Origin of the sequence: Dyella sp. S184 (genome assembly GCF_009766065.1) — a bacterium.
Taxonomy (GTDB): Bacteria; Pseudomonadota; Gammaproteobacteria; order Xanthomonadales; family Rhodanobacteraceae; genus Rhodanobacter.
Map to the genome: position 1 here is coordinate 1,069,602 of NZ_LMUE01000002.1, position 15,794 is coordinate 1,085,395.

General features: G+C 62.3%; 13 protein-coding genes and 3 tRNA genes. 4 read left to right on the top strand and 12 right to left on the bottom strand.

What is annotated here, in order from left to right; translation table 11 throughout:
* Positions 1-118 precede the first annotated feature (118 nt).
* The 5 genes from GSQ75_RS04640 to GSQ75_RS04660 all read right to left on the bottom strand — a co-directional run bounded on the left by GSQ75_RS04640 (position 119) and on the right by GSQ75_RS04660 (position 6,345).
* Complete coding sequence (locus GSQ75_RS04640; RefSeq protein WP_158753326.1) at positions 119-1,594, bottom strand: DegQ family serine endoprotease; 1,476 nt, start codon at positions 1,592-1,594, stop codon at positions 119-121.
* Positions 1,595-1,774: 180 nt separating this feature from the next.
* Positions 1,775-2,443 (bottom strand): sigma-E factor negative regulatory protein, encoded by a 669-nt coding sequence (locus GSQ75_RS04645; RefSeq protein ID WP_158753327.1) that lies wholly within the window; start codon positions 2,441-2,443, stop codon positions 1,775-1,777.
* Complete coding sequence (gene rpoE, locus GSQ75_RS04650; RefSeq protein ID WP_174236690.1) at positions 2,440-3,033, bottom strand: RNA polymerase sigma factor RpoE; 594 nt, start codon at positions 3,031-3,033, stop codon at positions 2,440-2,442. Before rpoE ends, GSQ75_RS04645 begins: the two co-directional genes overlap by 4 nt.
* Before the next feature lie 218 nt (positions 3,034-3,251).
* The gene (locus GSQ75_RS04655; RefSeq protein ID WP_158753329.1) at positions 3,252-5,816 is read right to left on the bottom strand and encodes a bifunctional diguanylate cyclase/phosphodiesterase; all 2,565 of its coding nucleotides are present in this window, start codon (positions 5,814-5,816) and stop codon (positions 3,252-3,254) included.
* A 28-nt stretch (positions 5,817-5,844) separates the two neighbouring features.
* Positions 5,845-6,345: a hypothetical protein gene (locus GSQ75_RS04660; RefSeq protein ID WP_158753330.1), complete on the bottom strand. Its 501-nt coding sequence runs from the start codon at positions 6,343-6,345 to the stop codon at positions 5,845-5,847.
* Between the two features lie 306 nt (positions 6,346-6,651).
* Between GSQ75_RS04660 and GSQ75_RS04665 the strand changes: the two genes are divergently transcribed.
* Entirely contained in the window at positions 6,652-8,733 is a 2,082-nt protein-coding gene (locus GSQ75_RS04665; RefSeq protein ID WP_158753331.1) for a 3-hydroxyacyl-CoA dehydrogenase NAD-binding domain-containing protein, read from the top strand.
* An 86-nt stretch (positions 8,734-8,819) separates the two neighbouring features.
* Here GSQ75_RS04665 and GSQ75_RS04670 read toward each other — a convergent pair whose 3' ends face one another.
* The 5 genes from GSQ75_RS04670 to GSQ75_RS04690 form a co-directional block, all read right to left on the bottom strand.
* Positions 8,820-9,401 carry a DUF2058 family protein gene (locus GSQ75_RS04670; protein WP_158753332.1) on the bottom strand — a complete coding sequence of 194 codons (582 nt, stop codon included), beginning with the start codon at positions 9,399-9,401 and terminating at the stop codon, positions 8,820-8,822.
* Between the two features lie 31 nt (positions 9,402-9,432).
* On the bottom strand, positions 9,433-9,654 hold the full coding sequence (locus GSQ75_RS04675; protein WP_158753333.1) for a SlyX family protein: 222 nt from the start codon (positions 9,652-9,654) through the stop codon (positions 9,433-9,435).
* Positions 9,651-10,994: a UDP-glucose/GDP-mannose dehydrogenase family protein gene (locus GSQ75_RS04680; protein WP_158753910.1), complete on the bottom strand. Its 1,344-nt coding sequence runs from the start codon at positions 10,992-10,994 to the stop codon at positions 9,651-9,653. The genes GSQ75_RS04675 and GSQ75_RS04680 overlap by 4 nt, the downstream gene beginning before the upstream one ends.
* A gap of 132 nt (positions 10,995-11,126) precedes the next feature.
* The gene (locus GSQ75_RS04685; RefSeq protein ID WP_158753334.1) at positions 11,127-11,906 is read right to left on the bottom strand and encodes an FKBP-type peptidyl-prolyl cis-trans isomerase; all 780 of its coding nucleotides are present in this window, start codon (positions 11,904-11,906) and stop codon (positions 11,127-11,129) included.
* Positions 11,907-12,068: 162 nt separating this feature from the next.
* A complete protein-coding gene (locus GSQ75_RS04690; protein WP_158753335.1) occupies positions 12,069-13,835 on the bottom strand; it encodes a cation:proton antiporter in 1,767 nt (588 codons plus the stop codon).
* Between the two features lie 169 nt (positions 13,836-14,004).
* Between GSQ75_RS04690 and GSQ75_RS04695 the strand changes: the two genes are divergently transcribed.
* The 3 genes from GSQ75_RS04695 (at position 14,005) to GSQ75_RS04705 (ending at position 14,272) form a co-directional block, all read left to right on the top strand.
* Positions 14,005-14,080 (top strand) — tRNA-Ala (locus GSQ75_RS04695).
* 9 nt (positions 14,081-14,089) lie between these two features.
* Positions 14,090-14,165 (top strand) — tRNA-Glu (locus GSQ75_RS04700).
* 30 nt (positions 14,166-14,195) lie between these two features.
* Positions 14,196-14,272, top strand: a tRNA-Asp gene (locus GSQ75_RS04705).
* Between the two features lie 59 nt (positions 14,273-14,331).
* Here GSQ75_RS04705 and GSQ75_RS04710 read toward each other — a convergent pair.
* Complete coding sequence (locus tag GSQ75_RS04710) at positions 14,332-14,793, bottom strand: DUF1249 domain-containing protein (protein ID WP_158753336.1); 462 nt, start codon at positions 14,791-14,793, stop codon at positions 14,332-14,334.
* A 26-nt stretch (positions 14,794-14,819) separates the two neighbouring features.
* Positions 14,820-15,635, bottom strand: coding sequence for a pyruvate, water dikinase regulatory protein (locus GSQ75_RS04715; protein WP_158753337.1), 816 nt, complete (start codon positions 15,633-15,635; stop codon positions 14,820-14,822).
* Positions 15,636-15,794 lie beyond the last annotated feature (159 nt).

Below are 15,794 nucleotides of genomic sequence, written 5' to 3' on the forward strand. Positions count from 1 at the left end.
GCGACGCTAACCCGGCATTATCGCATGGAACCCGCCGTTGCCGTCGCGTCCAACTCCGCAGCGAGGGTGTCCTCGATGGACACCCTCCCTAACACCTGCTGTCACGGCCGGTCGTGGGCTACTTGCCGCCTGGCACGGTCAGGCCGATGAACTGGCTCTGATCGCCACGACGCACCAGCAGCAGCACCGTGCTGCCAGGCTTCACGTCCTTCGTCGCAACCTGGAATTCGGCAACGTTGCCGATCTTCTGCTGATTGACCATCAGGATCACATCGCCAGCCTGCAAGGGAGATTGCGCCGCCACCAGACCACTGATGTCGCTGATCACTACACCCTGCCCTGGCGGCAATCCCAGTTGCTTGCGGGTGTCACTATCCAGCGGCTGTACCGTCAGGCCAAGCGCAGCGGCACCACTGCGCGCCGAAGTTGCAGCACTCTGCCTGCCCGCCGCGGATTGGTCGCGTGATGCTTCGCTGATGGTGACTTCAAGCGTCTGCCGGTGGCCATTGCGCAGGATCTCGACCGGTACCTTGCTGCCCGGCTTGGTCATGCCGACCAGCGGCGGCAGATCCGCGGACTGCTGCAATACCTGGCCGTTGTAGCTGAGAACGATGTCACCCGGCTGGATACCCGCCTTGGCTGCGCCGCTGCCGGGAGTGACTTGGACCACCGCGGCACCCGAGCCGTTGTCGAGCTTGAAGGCCTTGACGATGTCGTCGTCGACCGGCTGCACGGTTACCCCGAGTACGCCATGCGATACGTAACCCTTGGCCTTGATCTGCTGCACCGCGCTCATCGCCACGTCGATCGGGATCGAGAACGACACGCCGAGATAGTCACCCGTATTGGAATAGATTTGCGAATTGATGCCGACTACCTGGCCCTGCAGGTTGAACAGCGGACCACCGGAATTGCCGCGGTTGATCGGCACGTCAGTCTGGATGAACGAGGTATACGGCTGATCTTGCTGGCCCAAGTTGCGTCCCACCGCGCTGACAATGCCTTGGGTCACGGTGTAGTCGAAGCCGAACGGCGAGCCGATCGCCAGTACCCACTGGCCCGGCTTGAGGCTGCGCGAATCGCCGATGCTCACGGCTGGCAGGCTGCCACCGGCATCGATCTTGAGCAGGGCGATGTCGTAGGTGGGGTCGGTGCCGATCACCTTGGCGGTCAAGGTGCGCCGATCCTGCAGGCGCACGATGACCTTGTCCGCATGATCGACCACATGGGTGTTGGTGAGGATGTAGCCGTCGCTGGAAATAATGAAGCCCGAGCCGAGCGAGGTATGTTTCTGCTCCTGCGGCGAAGGCATCGTCGGCATGCCAAAGAAGCGACGGAAGAGTTCGGCCTGCGGATCATCGGGATCGCCCTGACCAGGCGGCGTCGCCTGCCCTTGCACGCCTTGATTTGATTGCTGGCTTTCGCCGCTGTACTTGGCTTCGACGTGCACCACTGCAGGTGCGTTCTTCTGCACGATGGTGGTGAAATCCGGCAGCGCCGCGGCGCCTGATGCGGACTGCGCTTGCGCTCCGTTGATGGCAGCAAGGCTGATCAACGCGCAGCACGCCATGGTATGCAAGATGGAACGATTCATGACTCCTCCTTGTTGGATTGGCCAGGCCCGGAAGATCTCAGGATTTCACGACTTCCGGACGCAATGGATTTGGGCTACGGAAACGCGTCCCCACGCACTCATCATCAATCCGGCCCGTATGACGGGCCGGGCGGGAGCGAGACGATGGGAGAAAACCGCGGGCAAGCACGCGGACTCGACTTATTGTGCGCCAGCAGCCTGACGCGGTGCATCCACCGGCGTGGCTTGTTGCTGCGGGTCAAGCAGCAGCAAATAACTGCCGTCTTTATTGTCGAGCATCCGGTACTTGCGCAGTGACGGATAAGCCGACAGGCGGCGGGTATAAACCGGCTGGTTTACGTCAAACGGTGTACCCAGCGTGGCCGATGCCTGCTGGCTGAGTAGTCCGGCGGAATTGCCGCTCAGCCACGGTGGCACGACGGCAGGATTGGCCGCTCGACTGGTTGCTGGCATGGCATGGGCGATCGCACTGTTCGGCTGCTGGCTGGCCAGCGCGGCGGTAGCAGCGTGCTCCATATCACCGGTCGGCTGGGCGACCATCAGCGCAGCCGCGGCCACGCTGGCGGCAATCGCGCCACCGGCCGACCAACGCAGCCAGTGGCTCGGTCGCCGCGCGGAAGCGACCTGCAGCGACTCCTGTTCGATCGCCAGCATCACACGTTCGGCAAAACCCGGGGCAGCCATCGGCGGCAGTTGCTGGCGCAAACCATCGCGGGCGACGTGGTAACGCGCCCAGGCTTCCTGCAGCGAAACGTCGTGGTCGAGTCGGCGCAGCAGAAAACGCAGCTGTTCCTTCGACAACTCGCCATCGATGCCAGCGGAAAGATTTTCCTTGATATCCTGATTCATGCCTGATCCTCGCGGTCTGACAACAGTGGCCGCAGTTTCTCGTCAATCGCCTCACGCGCCCGGAAGATGCGCGAACGCACCGTACCGATCGGACAGCCCATCGCTTCGGCGATTTCATCGTAGCTGAGGCCATCCACCTCGCGCAGCGTGATGGCTGTCCGCAGCTCTTCGGGCAAGGCTTGGACAGTGGAAAACACGGATTGTTCAATTTCCTGGCGCATCATCTCGCGCTCCGGTGTGGCGCTGTCGTGCATGCGCTCGGCGCCGGCCATGAACACGGCGTCCTCGGCGTCGATATCGTCGGTCGGCGGACGCCGACCCATCGCCACCAGGTGGTTCTTGGCGGTATTCACCGCGATCTTGTACAGCCAGGTATAGAAAGCGCTGTCACCACGGAATGAGCCAATCGCCCGCCACGCACGGATGAACGACTCTTGCGCGATGTCCTCGCATTCGGCATGGCTTCTCACGTAACGCGAAACCAGCCCGATCACCTTGTGCTGATACTTGAGTACCAGCAGGTCGAAGGCCCGTTTGTCCCCACCCTGGACACGCTCGACCAACGCGCGATCCAGTTCGTTTTCGCCCATCCGGGCTGTATCCGTCGTCAATGCCGTCATCCGCTGCGGGAACGTGTTTGGAGCTGAGCGCGACGCTCAGACCGCCGTCGTACGCGCAAGTTCAGCATGTGTGGAGAGCGCCTCAACCATAACGCACAGCCCGTTCACTGGTTGTCATTGCCAGGGGTCAGCCTGTCGTCGTACCTGGCAACAGGCCAATGCCTGTTATGGGGACGCCTGCCTCTGGCTCAAGCCGTTTCGGCCACCGGCACATCCAGCAGACGTTTACGCTCGGCCAGCAACTTGTCAAAGCTGATCGGCTGCAGCGGGCGACAGAACAGATATCCCTGCAGTTCGTCGCAACCATGGCTGCGCAGGAACTCCATGTGCTGCTCGATTTCCACGCCTTCAGCGACCACGGCACGTTTCAGGCGATGCGCCATTTCAATGGTGGCACGCACGATCGCCTCGTCGTCGGGGTCGACGCCGATATTGCGCACGAAACTCTGGTCGATCTTGATGCGATCGGCCGGCAACCGGCGCAGGTAATCCAGCGAGGCTGCACCGGTGCCGAAATCGTCGATCGCGATATGGCAGCCCAAGCGGTGCAGCGCATGCAGGTTCTCCACCAGATTCGGCGCTTCCTTGATGCTGATGCTCTCGGTAATCTCCAGCTCCAGCAAAGTGGGATCCATGCCGGTCTCGTTCAGCACCCTGGTCACGGTATCCAGCAGTTTCGCTTCCATCAGCTGCACGGCGGACAGGTTCACGCCCAGCCGCAGGCGCAGTCCGTAACGCTGTTCCCACTCCTTTGCCTGATGACATGCGGTGCGCATTACCCACTCGCCGATCGAGATGATCAGGCCAGTCTCCTCGGCCAGCGGAATGAACACCGCCGGACTGATCAAGCCCAACTCAGGATGCTCCCAGCGCACCAGCGCCTCCATCCCGACGATGTCCTCGCTCTCGGTATTGACCTGCGGCTGGTATACCACCCGCAGCTCGCCATTGCCTTCGGCATGGCGCAGGCGGGTCTTCAACGCCATGCCGTGTTCCTGGGCGTACTCCGGGCTCACCTCAAAGATCTGGAAATTGTTGCGGCCGAGATGCTTGGCCGCATACATTGCCTCATCGGCATGCTTGAGCAGGGTTTCCGTATCGCCCGCATCGTCGGGGAAGAAGCTCAGGCCCATCGAAGCGGTGACCTGCAGTTCGGTGCCGTCCTCGAGGAACAACGGTACCTCCATCACCTGCACGATCTTTTCAGCCACCCGCAGCACGTCGTCGTTCTTCACGATATGCCGCAACACGATGGTGAACTCGTCGCCGGCATAGCGTGCCACCGTGTCCGATGCGCGGATGCTGCCGCACAGACGCTGCGTGACCGTTCGCAACACCTGATCTCCGGCAGCATGGCCGTAGGTGTCGTTGATGGCCTTGAAGCGGTCGAGGTCGACAAACAGCACCGCGAAGCACTCGCCATTGCGTGTCGCTTCTCGGATGATCGTGTCCAACCGGTCATTGAACAGCAGCCGGTTCGGCAATCCGGTCAACGCATCGACCAGACCTTCCGCGCGCCCCTGCTCTCGCGTACGCCCAAGTTCCAGCACCTGCGCAAAGCGCGCTGCGGAACAACGCAGCACTGGCTCGATGATGCTCATCTCGCCGAAACCCCGGCGGCTGCCGGCCAGCATCGCACCGAGTACCGTGTGGCGTTCGTCGTACAGCGGCAGACCGGCAAAGCCAGCCAGGTCGAGCTGCTGCAACAATGGATCGGTCGGTGCCAGCCGCTTCGCATCGGCGCGATACAGCATGGGCTTGCCGCCCAGCACCAGTTGCAATGAACTCTGCAATTGCGCCGGCGGCCACACCGGATCATCGCCATTCCACAGCTGCAATATCTGCGTCGGTGCATCGGCGCCGTCGGGGCGCGCCGACCAGACGGCCAGGTAGTCCAGTCCCAGTTCGTCGAACAGCAGGCGGCCGGCGGCAATCTGTGCATCGACGCCACTGCTCGACGCAAAGATACGCGAGAGCAGGGACAAGGAAGCCTCGGCTCGCAGATCGGCGCGATCACTGCGAAACATCAGTGCCAGCGCATCGCGCCCGGCATGTCGTATGCGCCGAACGCTGGCCTGGCCGGTGTCGACGCCAAGGCTCGATTTTCGCTGGCACGGGTACCAGTTGCGGTCGGCCTCGGCCAGTACCTGCTCGATCGCAACACCCTCGAATCGCAGCACTTCGGAAAGCAGCAGCCCTTCCCATTGACTGGCATGCAGGCGGCTGTGCCTGGCCACCGTCGGACTGACCTCAAGCAGACGACCCGTCTGGGCGTCGGCAATCAGCCATTCGCTGTCGCTTTCGTCGAAGACGTAACGATAATCCTCGCCAGCGCTGCTGACCGGTGCCACGACCGCCTTGCGCGGACTTTGCAATCCGGCTTGCGAGCGCCGCCATCGCGCGACCAGTTCGTTACTTATCTGGGCAGCCGACAGCCAGTCGGTGATACCCACCGGAAGGTCGGCGGGGTTGATCGTGGCTTCGTCGGCCAACACCACGATCAGCGGCGTATCGGATCCACCCGGTAGACGGCGCAACTGTTCGCAGACAGTCAAAGCCTGCTGCCCGTCACCAGCCAGCACTACCACCATCAGCTGCAACGGTGGCAACAACGGCCGTCCTTCCAGCAGGATTGCGGCGTGCGATACATCACGCGCACTGAGGATCTGCGGATAACCCGCTTGATCAAGCGCATCGAACAGGTTGCGGCGCAACTCGCGTTGTGAAGCGACTACCAGGATGCCAGAGTTCATGTGCGGGTCCGCTTCAAAGTATCCGGCCTCAAACCAGCCAACGGCCATCGCGCAGACGCAGACGTCGCGGCTGGCTGTCCTCGCTGCTCAGGCGCACTGCCAGCGCGCCCAGATGCTCGGCCAGTGCCGCTGGCGCATCGATCAACACGACGCGCCGCAAGTGTTCCTTCGGGGCACGGGCCAACTGGCGCAGCAAGGTGGCATTCATCGCGGATAACGGCAACTCCAGCCCGACCAGGAAATAGACACCGAAATGCATGCTCTGCTGCATGTAGCGCAGTGCGTTGCCCAGCCGTTGGCAATCCGGAACCCGCACATGCACGTCACGCAGGCTGCTCAGGCCGGTATCAGGCTGCCACAGATAGACGGCCTGTCCGGTATGCCGGGCAATGGCACGGAACTGGTCGATCAGTGCGTGGGCATCGACATCTCTGCTTTCCAGCACAACCAGACCACTGGCTGCCGCCAGTATGCGTTCGAAAATCTCGGCGCCGGCATGCGGTGGAGCGGAGGCCATCACTGAAGTCATTGCGTTCCTGTCTTGCAGCCTCGGCTGTAGTACCAGCTCACCGGCGACTGGCCATGGATAGTCCGTCAAGCAAGCCACCCCCTGGCTGCCCCATGACTCATTGAACCACGATGGATCGACCCATTGTGCGGTCAGATAGCCATGCCTCCGCCTTTTCACCCGGCAATCCCGGATCGGTGAGCCATCCCGACGGGTATCCGATTTCACACCTGCTCCCCAGCCATGGTCAAGCTAGTCCGTCACATCTCGCAATCAAGACCACAGAACGGTATGGTTCAGGCCTCCTCCACCACGCCGTACCCGCCCATGTTCGAAGGATTGCGCTTCAACCACTGGAAGACCAGCGAGGGTGACGATGGTGTCGTCACACTGACTCTCGACCGTGCCGACAGCAGCGTCAACGCGATTTCCCGCGCCGTACTGGACGAACTGGAACAGATCGTCGAGCGGCTTGCGATCGAGAAGCCGGCAGGCGTCATCATCCATTCGGCGAAGCCCTCGGGCTTCGCGGTAGGCGCCGACATCAAGGCCTTCGTCGAATACGCGAAACACGACACGGTGCTGGAAAACATCGAGCACGGTCAGCGCGTATACGAATCACTGGCGCGGCTGCCCTGCCCCACGGTGGCCGCCGTGCATGGTGCTTGCATGGGTGGCGGCACCGAACTGATCCTGGCCTGCCGCCAGCGCATCGCCGTCGACGACGACAAGACCCGGATCGCGCTGCCGGAGGTCATGCTCGGCATCCATCCCGGCTGGGGTGGTACGGCACGCCTGCCACGCCTGATCGGCGCAACCGAAGCCCTGCCGTTGATGCTCACCGGAAAGTCACTGTCAGCCAAGCGCGCGCTGGACCTGGGCGTGGTCGATCGCCTGGCCCGTCCCGAGGAACTGCTGGTCGAGGCGCGCCTGCTGCTGCGTCACCCGCAGCCGCATCCGTTCGCGCGGCGCGCCAAGGCCTGGGCTACCAACACGTGGCTGGCCCGCCAGATTCTCGCGCCGATGGTGTTCAAGCAGACTGCGGCGAAGGTACGCAAGGAACACTACCCAGCGCCGTTCGCGATGATCGATGTGTGGAAACGCGGCGGTTCCAGCATCCAGCAGCGGCTGAAACTCGAAGCGCGCTCGGTGGCGAAACTGGCAAAGACACCGACCGCGCAGAACCTGATCCGCATCTTCTTCCTGCAGGAACGATTGAAGGGCCAAGGTGGCAGCACCGATCCGGACATCAAGCATGTGCATGTGGTCGGCGCCGGCGTGATGGGCGGCGACATAGCTGCATGGGCTGCGTTCAAGGGTTTCGACGTGACCCTGCAGGATCGCGAGATGAAATTCATCCAGCCCGCGCTGGACCGTGCCCGCCAGCTCTACGAGAAGAAGCTGAAGACGCCGGAAAAAGTCGAAGCAACCGTCCGGCGCCTGCGCGCCGATGTCGAAGGCAGCGGAGTGGCCTCAGCCGACCTGGCGATCGAGGCGATCTATGAAAATGCCGAAGCCAAGCGCGAGTTGTACAGCCGGATAGAACCACAGTTCCAGGCCAATGAGATCCTCGCCAGCAACACCTCGAGCATTCCGCTGGACGCGCTGCGCGAAGGCCTCAAAGCGCCGCAACGCTTCCTCGGCCTGCACTTCTTCAACCCGGTGGCACAGATGCCGCTGGTCGAGGTGGTGCGCCACGACCAGCTCGATCCGGCGATCGAGAAACGCGCACTGGCATTCTGCAAGGCGATCGGCAAGTTGCCGGTGGCGGTCAAGGGCACGCCTGGCTTCCTGGTCAATCGCATCCTGATGCCGTACCTGCTCGAGGCGCTGCGCCTGTACAGCGAAGGCGTGCCGGGCCCGGTGCTGGATCGCGAGGCGAAGAAGTTCGGCATGCCGATGGGGCCGATCGAACTGGCCGATACCGTGGGGCTGGATGTCTGCGCCTCGGTCGGCAAGGAACTCGCGCCCTTCCTCGGGCTGGAAGTCCCGCCGGGCCTGGACGACAAACTCGAGGCTGGCAAACGCGGCAAGAAAGACGGCCAGGGCCTGTATGTGTGGCAGGACGGCAAGCCGCAGAAACCCGAGGTCGACAAGGACTATGTAATGCCGCCGGACCTGCAGGAGCGCATGATCCTGCCGATGGTCAACGAGGCGATCGCCTGCCTCGCCGATGGCGTGGTCGATGATGCCGATCTGCTCGACGCCGGCGTGATCTTCGGCACCGGTTTCGCCCCGTTCCGCGGCGGCCCGATCCAGTACGCACGCAGCGAAGGCGCCGACAAGCTCAAGGCACGACTGGAGCAACTAGCCCAGCGCTACGGCGATCGCTTCAAACCGAAAAATGGCTGGGATCACCCCGCGCTGGCGCTGAGCGGCTTCGAGTTGCCTGCTGCTCCCGTGAACTGACCAGCATCACGGTCACTCACACGAAAACGCCCGGCAAGTGCCGGGCGCTTTTTATCGGGCCGGCTTCAACTCCGCCGGAATCGTGATCACCACATCAGGTCGTCAGGCACGCCATCCTCGCCCACGCCGCTGGCATTCGGGTCGACCAGCAGTGCGAGCGGGTGCGGATCGATGTCGCGCACCTGTTCGGCGATTTCACGGGTGACCAGCAGGTAACGACCGCCTTGCTGCACCACGCCCAGCTCACCGGCATTGAGCGCGGCCAGCTGCGCAGCATCCACATGCACCCGGCGGATCTTGCCGCCGTATTCGAAATTGCGTGCATGATCGGCCTCGGCCTTGTTCAACGCCTTGCCATCGAGCAACTGCTGGATCTTCAGCTTGCGCTCGCGGCGCAGGCGCGCTTGTTCAGCGACTTCCTGCTCGACTCGTTTGCGCTCGCTCGCCTCGGTCTGCGCGCGTATCGCGTAGGCTTTCGCCAGATCGATGTCCTCCTGGCTCTGGCGCGGCGGCCGCGCAGCGTGCGACGGGACATGCGGCTTGCCACCCTTGCGTACCGGCTTGGCGCTCGACGCAGCCGGACGCTTGTCATCGCGAGTCCGCTGTTCTGTTTGAACCTGTTTGACGATGCCGCTCTTGAGCAGCTGATCGCGCAGGGAATCGGCCATGTGAATGATCCGTGGTCGTTGATCTGGGGTATCAGTAATGCGGCGGCGGTGGCTCGTCGTGCGGATCATCCGCCTGCGCGATGCGCATCGTCGAAAGCTCGCCACGCAGCTCGCGCAAGGCACGCTCAAGCCCGGCAATGCGCTGCGACAAGCCAGCGTCCGCCGTTGCGAGCGCCTGCACTGTGTCATCGATGAAGGTCAGCTTGACCTCCATTTCGTCGAGCCGCTGCATGAGTGAGTCGCTCGTGTTCATCGGGGCGCCTGCAGGCTGCGGCCACGGCCGATGCCGTAATAGGCCAGACCTGCCTCTTCCACGGCTGCCGGATCGTAGAGATTGCGGCCATCGAAAATTGCCGGATCGACCAGCGCCGCGCGGATACGCGCAAAATCCGGGCTGCGGAACGCTTTCCACTCGGTGACCACGACCAGCACATCGGCGCCCTGCAGGGCATCATAGGCGTGCTCGCACAGCAACAGGTCATCGCGTTCGCCATACAGTCGACTTGCTTCTTCCCGCGCCTCTGGATCGAACGCGCGCACCTTCGCACCGGCCTCCCACAACGCCTCCATCAGGCGCCTGCTGGAAGCCTCGCGCATGTCGTCGGTGTTCGGTTTGAACGCCAGCCCCCACAGCGCGATGGTCCTGCCCGCCAGCCGACCATCGAAATGGCGCGAAATCAGCTCGAACAGCTTGGCCTTCTGCTGCAGGTTCACTGCCTCGACGGCACTGAGCAGGTGTGCGTCATACCCATGGCTGCGCGCGGTGCGCTCAAGCGCCTGCACGTCCTTGGGGAAGCACGAGCCGCCGTAGCCGGCACCGGGATAGATGAAGTGGTAACCGATCCGCGGATCCGAGCCGATGCCCTGGCGTACCAGTTCCACATCGGCACCGACGCGCTCGGCGATATTCGCGATCTCGTTCATGAAACTGATCTTGGTCGCCAGCATCGCATTGGCCGCGTACTTGGTCAGCTCGGCCGAACGCTCGTCCATCACCACCATGCGCTCGTGATTGCGGTTGAACGGCGCATACAGCTTGCGCAATACCGCTACCGCACGCTCGCTGGAAGCGCCCACGATGATGCGATCCGGCCGCAGGCAGTCTTCGACGGCTGCGCCTTCCTTCAGGAATTCCGGGTTGGACACCACGTCGAACCCGATCGTGGCACTGCGCAAGGCCAGTTCAGATGTCACCGCCTCGCGCACCCGATCGGCGGTGCCGACCGGCACGGTCGACTTGTTCACCACTACGGTATAGCGATCCAGATGCTGGCCAATGGTTCTGGCTACCTCGAGTACATACTTCAGATCCGCGCTGCCGTCCTCGTCCGGCGGTGTGCCGACTGCGATGAAAACCACCTCACCATGCGCGATCGCGGGGGCCGCGTCGACGGTGAAATCCAGCTGTCCACTGGCATGATTGCGCCTGACGATTGATTCCAGACCTGGTTCGTAAATGGGAATCTCGCCGCGCTTCAGGCGTTCGATCTTGGCCGCATCGATATCGACGCAGATCACATGGTTGCCCATTTCAGCCAGGCAGGCACCGGTGACCAGTCCTACATAGCCGGTACCGAAGATGGTGACCTTCATCATCGTCGCGATGATCCTTGGAAGCGTAAACGGCCTATTCTAACCGTGCAGCGGTCGGTACTCACGATGACAAAAAAGAAGGACGCGGATGTCTCCGCGCCCTTCTTTTCGTGTCATGACCGCGAAACGGTATTACTGGCCGCCACCCGGAGCACCGCCCTGGGGAGCAGAACCAGCTGGTGTCGGGCCCGTGCTGACCAAGGTCACGTCGAAGATCAACGTCTGATTCGGCGGCATCGGCGGCTGCGGCTGTGCACCGTAAGCCAGCGCCGACGGGATGTACAGCTTGTAATGGCCGCCAACCTGCATCAGCTGCAGGCCCTCACGGAAGCCAGGGATCACGCCAGCCAGCGGAATCTTGGCGGCGCCCGGCGGATTGTGCTGGGCGGAAGCATCAAACACCTGACCGTTGATGAAGGTGCCGGTGTAGTTGATTTCGACCGTATCGTTCGGGCCCGGACGGGCGCCAGTACCCTGACTGAGCACCTGATACTGCAGGCCTGAGGCTGTGGTCTTCACACCAGCAGCGCTCTTGTTCTTGGCCAGGAAGGCGTCGCCCTCAGCCTTGTTCTTGGCACCGAGCTGGGTCATTTCAGCCTGGTACTTGGCCTGCATCTTGGCCATGAAGGGCTCCATGACCTGCTTGGCCTCTTCCGGAGTCATGGTCGGTTTCTGACCCGCCAGCGCAGCCTGAACTGCACGTGCTACCGCAGCAGAATCCAGTTCGTCACGCATGATCGGCTGAATCGACTGACCCAACTGGTAACCGATGACGTAACTAACCTTGGCTTTGTCGATCGTGCCCGCGCTGGCGGCGCTGGGCTTGGCGGCCTGAGCGTACACGCCCGCAGTCATGCCCAGCGCAATGGCCAGCGCGGCCGCTGTCAGCGTGGGGCGCAGAAAATGCTTCATTCGAAACTCCCTCGTGTTTGGATATGCCGGCGTCGCCGGCCGGGCCCCCCCGATGGAGGCAGGCCTCGCATTGTGCGGTGCTTGTCCGGTCTTGGCAACGTTGCATGGCTCCGACCGTCAGTCAGCATAAAGGTTCCCTCCGCCATTGCATGATCTGGCCGGTCAGCCCGGGCCGCCCGTCGACGACCCCGGTTTGTTAAGGGTTTCCTTCAACGCCGCCTGCAGGCGTGCATGCATTTGCACCAGACCGCGCCACAACACCACCGCCAGCACCACGACGAGTACCACTAACAACAACGCAATACCGCGCGGTGGCAGGATGGTCGAGCCCAGTACGCTGACCAGCACAGCCAGCGCCAGCAGGGTCACCAGCGGGATAACCCGCGCCAGCACGTTGCGGATGGCCTGCGTATAGGACCCGGCAAACCGTTCGCGTATGCCGATCTCGGCCAGCAACATGCCGAGCGCCTCGGCCTTGCGGTAGACCGCGATCAGCATCGGCAGGGACAGGAACAGCGCACACGCCCAGATCAAGGTGTGTCGCAGGTCGCGGTCGATGCCGAACATGGCGAACCAGCTCCAGTTATGTGCGTTGACATAGGCACCCACGATGAACAGGGTCACCACCAGCAACACGTTGATCGCGATATGCCACAGCAGACGGCGAAAAATCGCCGCGATCGCCGCGTTTTCGTTGACCGGCTTGAGGTTTTCCAGCCAGCCGCTGTAATTGGTCGCGAGCAGGCGGATCGAACGCGGCGTCACCCGCCGCAAGCCATCGGCCAATCCGTCCGCCGAACGCGTCAGATACGGCGACGCGGCCATGCACAGCACCGACACCGCCACCGCGATCGGATAAATGAAATCACTGATGACGCCCAGCGAGAGTCCGAGCGTGGCGATCACGAACGAGAATTCGCCGATCTGCGCCATGCCCAGCCCCGAGCGCAGCGCCGTACGTGCATCGTGACCGACCACGAAGATACCCAGACTGCATGCCAGCGTCTTGCCGATGATCACCGCCGTCGCGATCAGCAGCGCTGGTAGCGCGTACTGCAGCAGCATCGCTGGGTCGATCTTCAGGCCGATCGCCACGAAGAACAGCGCCGCGAACATGTCGCGCAATGGCTCCACCAGATGCAGCACGCGCCCCACGCTGCGCGATTCGGCCACCACCGCCCCGGCGAGGAATGCGCCGAGTGCCACGCTGAAACCCATCCAGGCCGCCAACAGGCTGGCGCCGAAGCAGATACCCAGCACGCTGACCAGCAGCGTTTCATCACGCCCGAAGCCGGCCACGTAATCCACCAGCCGCGGCAGCAACAGCAAGCCAAGAATCATCCCCACCACCACGAACAGACCGAGGTGGCCGATCAGTGTGAACGCTGCTTCCGCATGTACCGAGCCGCCGATCGCGACCGCGGTCAACAGAGTGAGCATGACGATCGCGAGCATGTCCTCGGCCACCAGCAGTCCCACCACCAGCTGGGCAAACCGTTGATGCCGCTGATCGCCATCGACCAACGTACGGGTCGCCACCATGGTCGACGATAGCGAGATGATCGCACCGAGGAACAGCGCATCCATGCCCTTCCAGCCGAACAAGCCACCGATGCCGGCACCAATCCACAGCATCAAGCCGACTTCGCCTACCGCCACGGCCAGCACGCCGATACCGACCTTGCGCAACTTGCGCACACTGAATTCCAGCCCCAGCGTGAACATCAACAGCACTACGCCAAGATTGGAGATGTCATCAATCGCGCGCGGATCAGCTACCAGCACACCCGGTGTATGCGGACCGATCAGCACACCAGCCAGGATGTAGCCAAGCAGCACCGGTTGATGCAGTCGCTGGAACAGGATCGTGGTGGCACCAGCCACCAGCATCACCATGGCTAGATCGCGAATGAAGCCGATTTCGTGCATGCCGCGACTCGTCAGATATCTGGTCACCGCAGCTTAAACGAACCGTGATCGACCGCTGCCTGTGCACTGACGCCTGTCGCAGCCGATCCTCGACGCCATTGTTCACCGAATGTGAAAAAAAGCTTGACGGATATCTGGCTCGGACCTATTCTTTCGGGCTTCCAGCGGCGGGGCCATAGCTCAGCTGGGAGAGCGCCTGCATGGCATGCAGGAGGTCGGCGGTTCGATCCCGCCTGGCTCCACCAACTTGAATTGTCCCCATCGTCTAGAGGCCTAGGACATCACCCTTTCACGGTGGCGACCGGGGTTCGAATCCCCGTGGGGACGCCAAGTTGGCCCGCAATAGCTGGAAAGAAATGTGGAGCGGTAGTTCAGTTGGTTAGAATGCTGGCCTGTCACGCCGGAGGTCGCGGGTTCGAGTCCCGTCCGCTCCGCCACTGAAACGGAAAGCCCGCCTTGTGCGGGTTTTTTGTTGCCTGCCATCTGGTCGTACCGATCAAACCTGCGGGCGCAGCGTGCTGGTGGAATGACCCTGCTCCACCAAGTACTCCAGCCAGCGCGAGAGAAAGCCGTTCATGCGCAGACGATGCTGGAACACCGTATGCGCCGGCGTGAACGGTCCCAACACCTGCCATAGATGTCGTCCGGGATGGCAATGCAGCGCCTCGGCCACATGCGCATCGGTATACATCCGCAGCTGTGCGGACGGCGCGCGCAAGCCCGTGTGCGCATCGACGAAGCCATAGGTGAGCTCGAGCTCAAGCGTGTACGGATGACATTCCTGTACATGCAGATGCACGTCCAGTCCGTCATCCACATCGGAGACGTAGTGGCCTGGAGCGAGTTGTTGCGGCGCGAACAAGCGCGTCAGCCGATGATAATTTTCCGCATAAAGTCCCATCAGGAACTCGAAGCGTCCCGGCAACAGGCTGTTGCGATTGTCCAATACGGCACTCATACAGTTACGGCAACTCCGGTAGGTCGTCAGAACATGGTTCGCTCGATCCCGAAACGATCGAAGATCTTGCTGGCGATCTCCTCGATCGACACATGCGTGGTGTTGAGACTGGGAATGCCGGCCTGGCGCATCAGGCGATCAGCCTGCTCCAGCTCCCAGCGGCATTGCTGCAAGGTGGCATAACGACTGCCGGCACGACGCTGCTCGCGGATCTGCGCCAGTCGCTGCGGCTCGATGGTGAGGCCGAACAGACGATCACGGTATGGACGCAGGCGCGTCGGCAATTCGAGTTTGTCGAGATCATCATCGGTCAGCGGATAATTGGCGGCGCTGACGCCGTAATGCAAGGCCATGTACAGACAGGTCGGCGTCTTGCCGGAACGCGATACACCGACCAGGATCAGGTCGGCCTGCGCGTAATCCACATCCATGCCGTCGTCATGGGAAAGCGCGTAATTGGTCGCATTGATGCGCGCCTCGTACTTCTCGAAATCGACCATCCCATGCGAGCGATTGACCGCACCCGAACGCTTGGCCCCCAACTCCTCCTCCAGCGGACCGATGAACGGTGCGAAGACATCCAGCATCAGCGCGCCACTGGCTGCGACGATGTCGCACAGCGCACGTTCGGCCATGGTATTCACCACGATCGGCCGCTGACCGCTTTGCGCGTAATTGGTCTTGATGCGCAACGCGGCCGCCTCCGCCTTCTGCGCGTCATCCGTGAACGGCAGTCGATGCTTGTCGAACTGCACACCCTCGAACTGAGCGAGGATGCTGTTGCCGATCGTCTCCGCGGTAATACCAGTGGAGTCGGAGATGAAGAAAACCGTTCGCTGCATACAGGGACCTGGTTGCTGGAATGCATTCATCTGCACCATAACCCAAGCGCAAAATGCTGTCGCCGATTGACTGCCGGCTGACTGGTATGCCGTTGGAATGACATCCCGAGGCAATGGTCTTCTTGTGCTGTGCATCATCGGCAGCGGACAATACCAGTC

Excerpts from the sequence above, each read along its gene's own strand:
- GSQ75_RS04640 (WP_158753326.1), bottom strand. The coding sequence starts at position 1,594 with ATGAATCGTTCCATCTTGCATACCATGGCGTGCTGCGCGTTGATCAGC.
- GSQ75_RS04645 (WP_158753327.1), bottom strand. The coding sequence starts at position 2,443 with ATGAATCAGGATATCAAGGAAAATCTTTCCGCTGGCATCGATGGCGAG.
- rpoE (WP_174236690.1), bottom strand. The coding sequence starts at position 3,033 with ATGGGCGAAAACGAACTGGATCGCGCGTTGGTCGAGCGTGTCCAGGGT.
- GSQ75_RS04655 (WP_158753329.1), bottom strand. The coding sequence starts at position 5,816 with ATGAACTCTGGCATCCTGGTAGTCGCTTCACAACGCGAGTTGCGCCGC.
- GSQ75_RS04660 (WP_158753330.1), bottom strand. The coding sequence starts at position 6,345 with ATGACTTCAGTGATGGCCTCCGCTCCACCGCATGCCGGCGCCGAGATT.
- GSQ75_RS04665 (WP_158753331.1), top strand. The coding sequence starts at position 6,652 with ATGTTCGAAGGATTGCGCTTCAACCACTGGAAGACCAGCGAGGGTGAC.
- GSQ75_RS04670 (WP_158753332.1), bottom strand. The coding sequence starts at position 9,401 with ATGGCCGATTCCCTGCGCGATCAGCTGCTCAAGAGCGGCATCGTCAAA.
- GSQ75_RS04675 (WP_158753333.1), bottom strand. The coding sequence starts at position 9,654 with ATGAACACGAGCGACTCACTCATGCAGCGGCTCGACGAAATGGAGGTC.
- GSQ75_RS04680 (WP_158753910.1), bottom strand. The coding sequence starts at position 10,994 with ATGAAGGTCACCATCTTCGGTACCGGCTATGTAGGACTGGTCACCGGT.
- GSQ75_RS04685 (WP_158753334.1), bottom strand. The coding sequence starts at position 11,906 with ATGAAGCATTTTCTGCGCCCCACGCTGACAGCGGCCGCGCTGGCCATT.
- GSQ75_RS04690 (WP_158753335.1), bottom strand. The coding sequence starts at position 13,835 with ATGCACGAAATCGGCTTCATTCGCGATCTAGCCATGGTGATGCTGGTG.
- GSQ75_RS04710 (WP_158753336.1), bottom strand. The coding sequence starts at position 14,793 with ATGAGTGCCGTATTGGACAATCGCAACAGCCTGTTGCCGGGACGCTTC.
- GSQ75_RS04715 (WP_158753337.1), bottom strand. The coding sequence starts at position 15,635 with ATGCAGCGAACGGTTTTCTTCATCTCCGACTCCACTGGTATTACCGCG.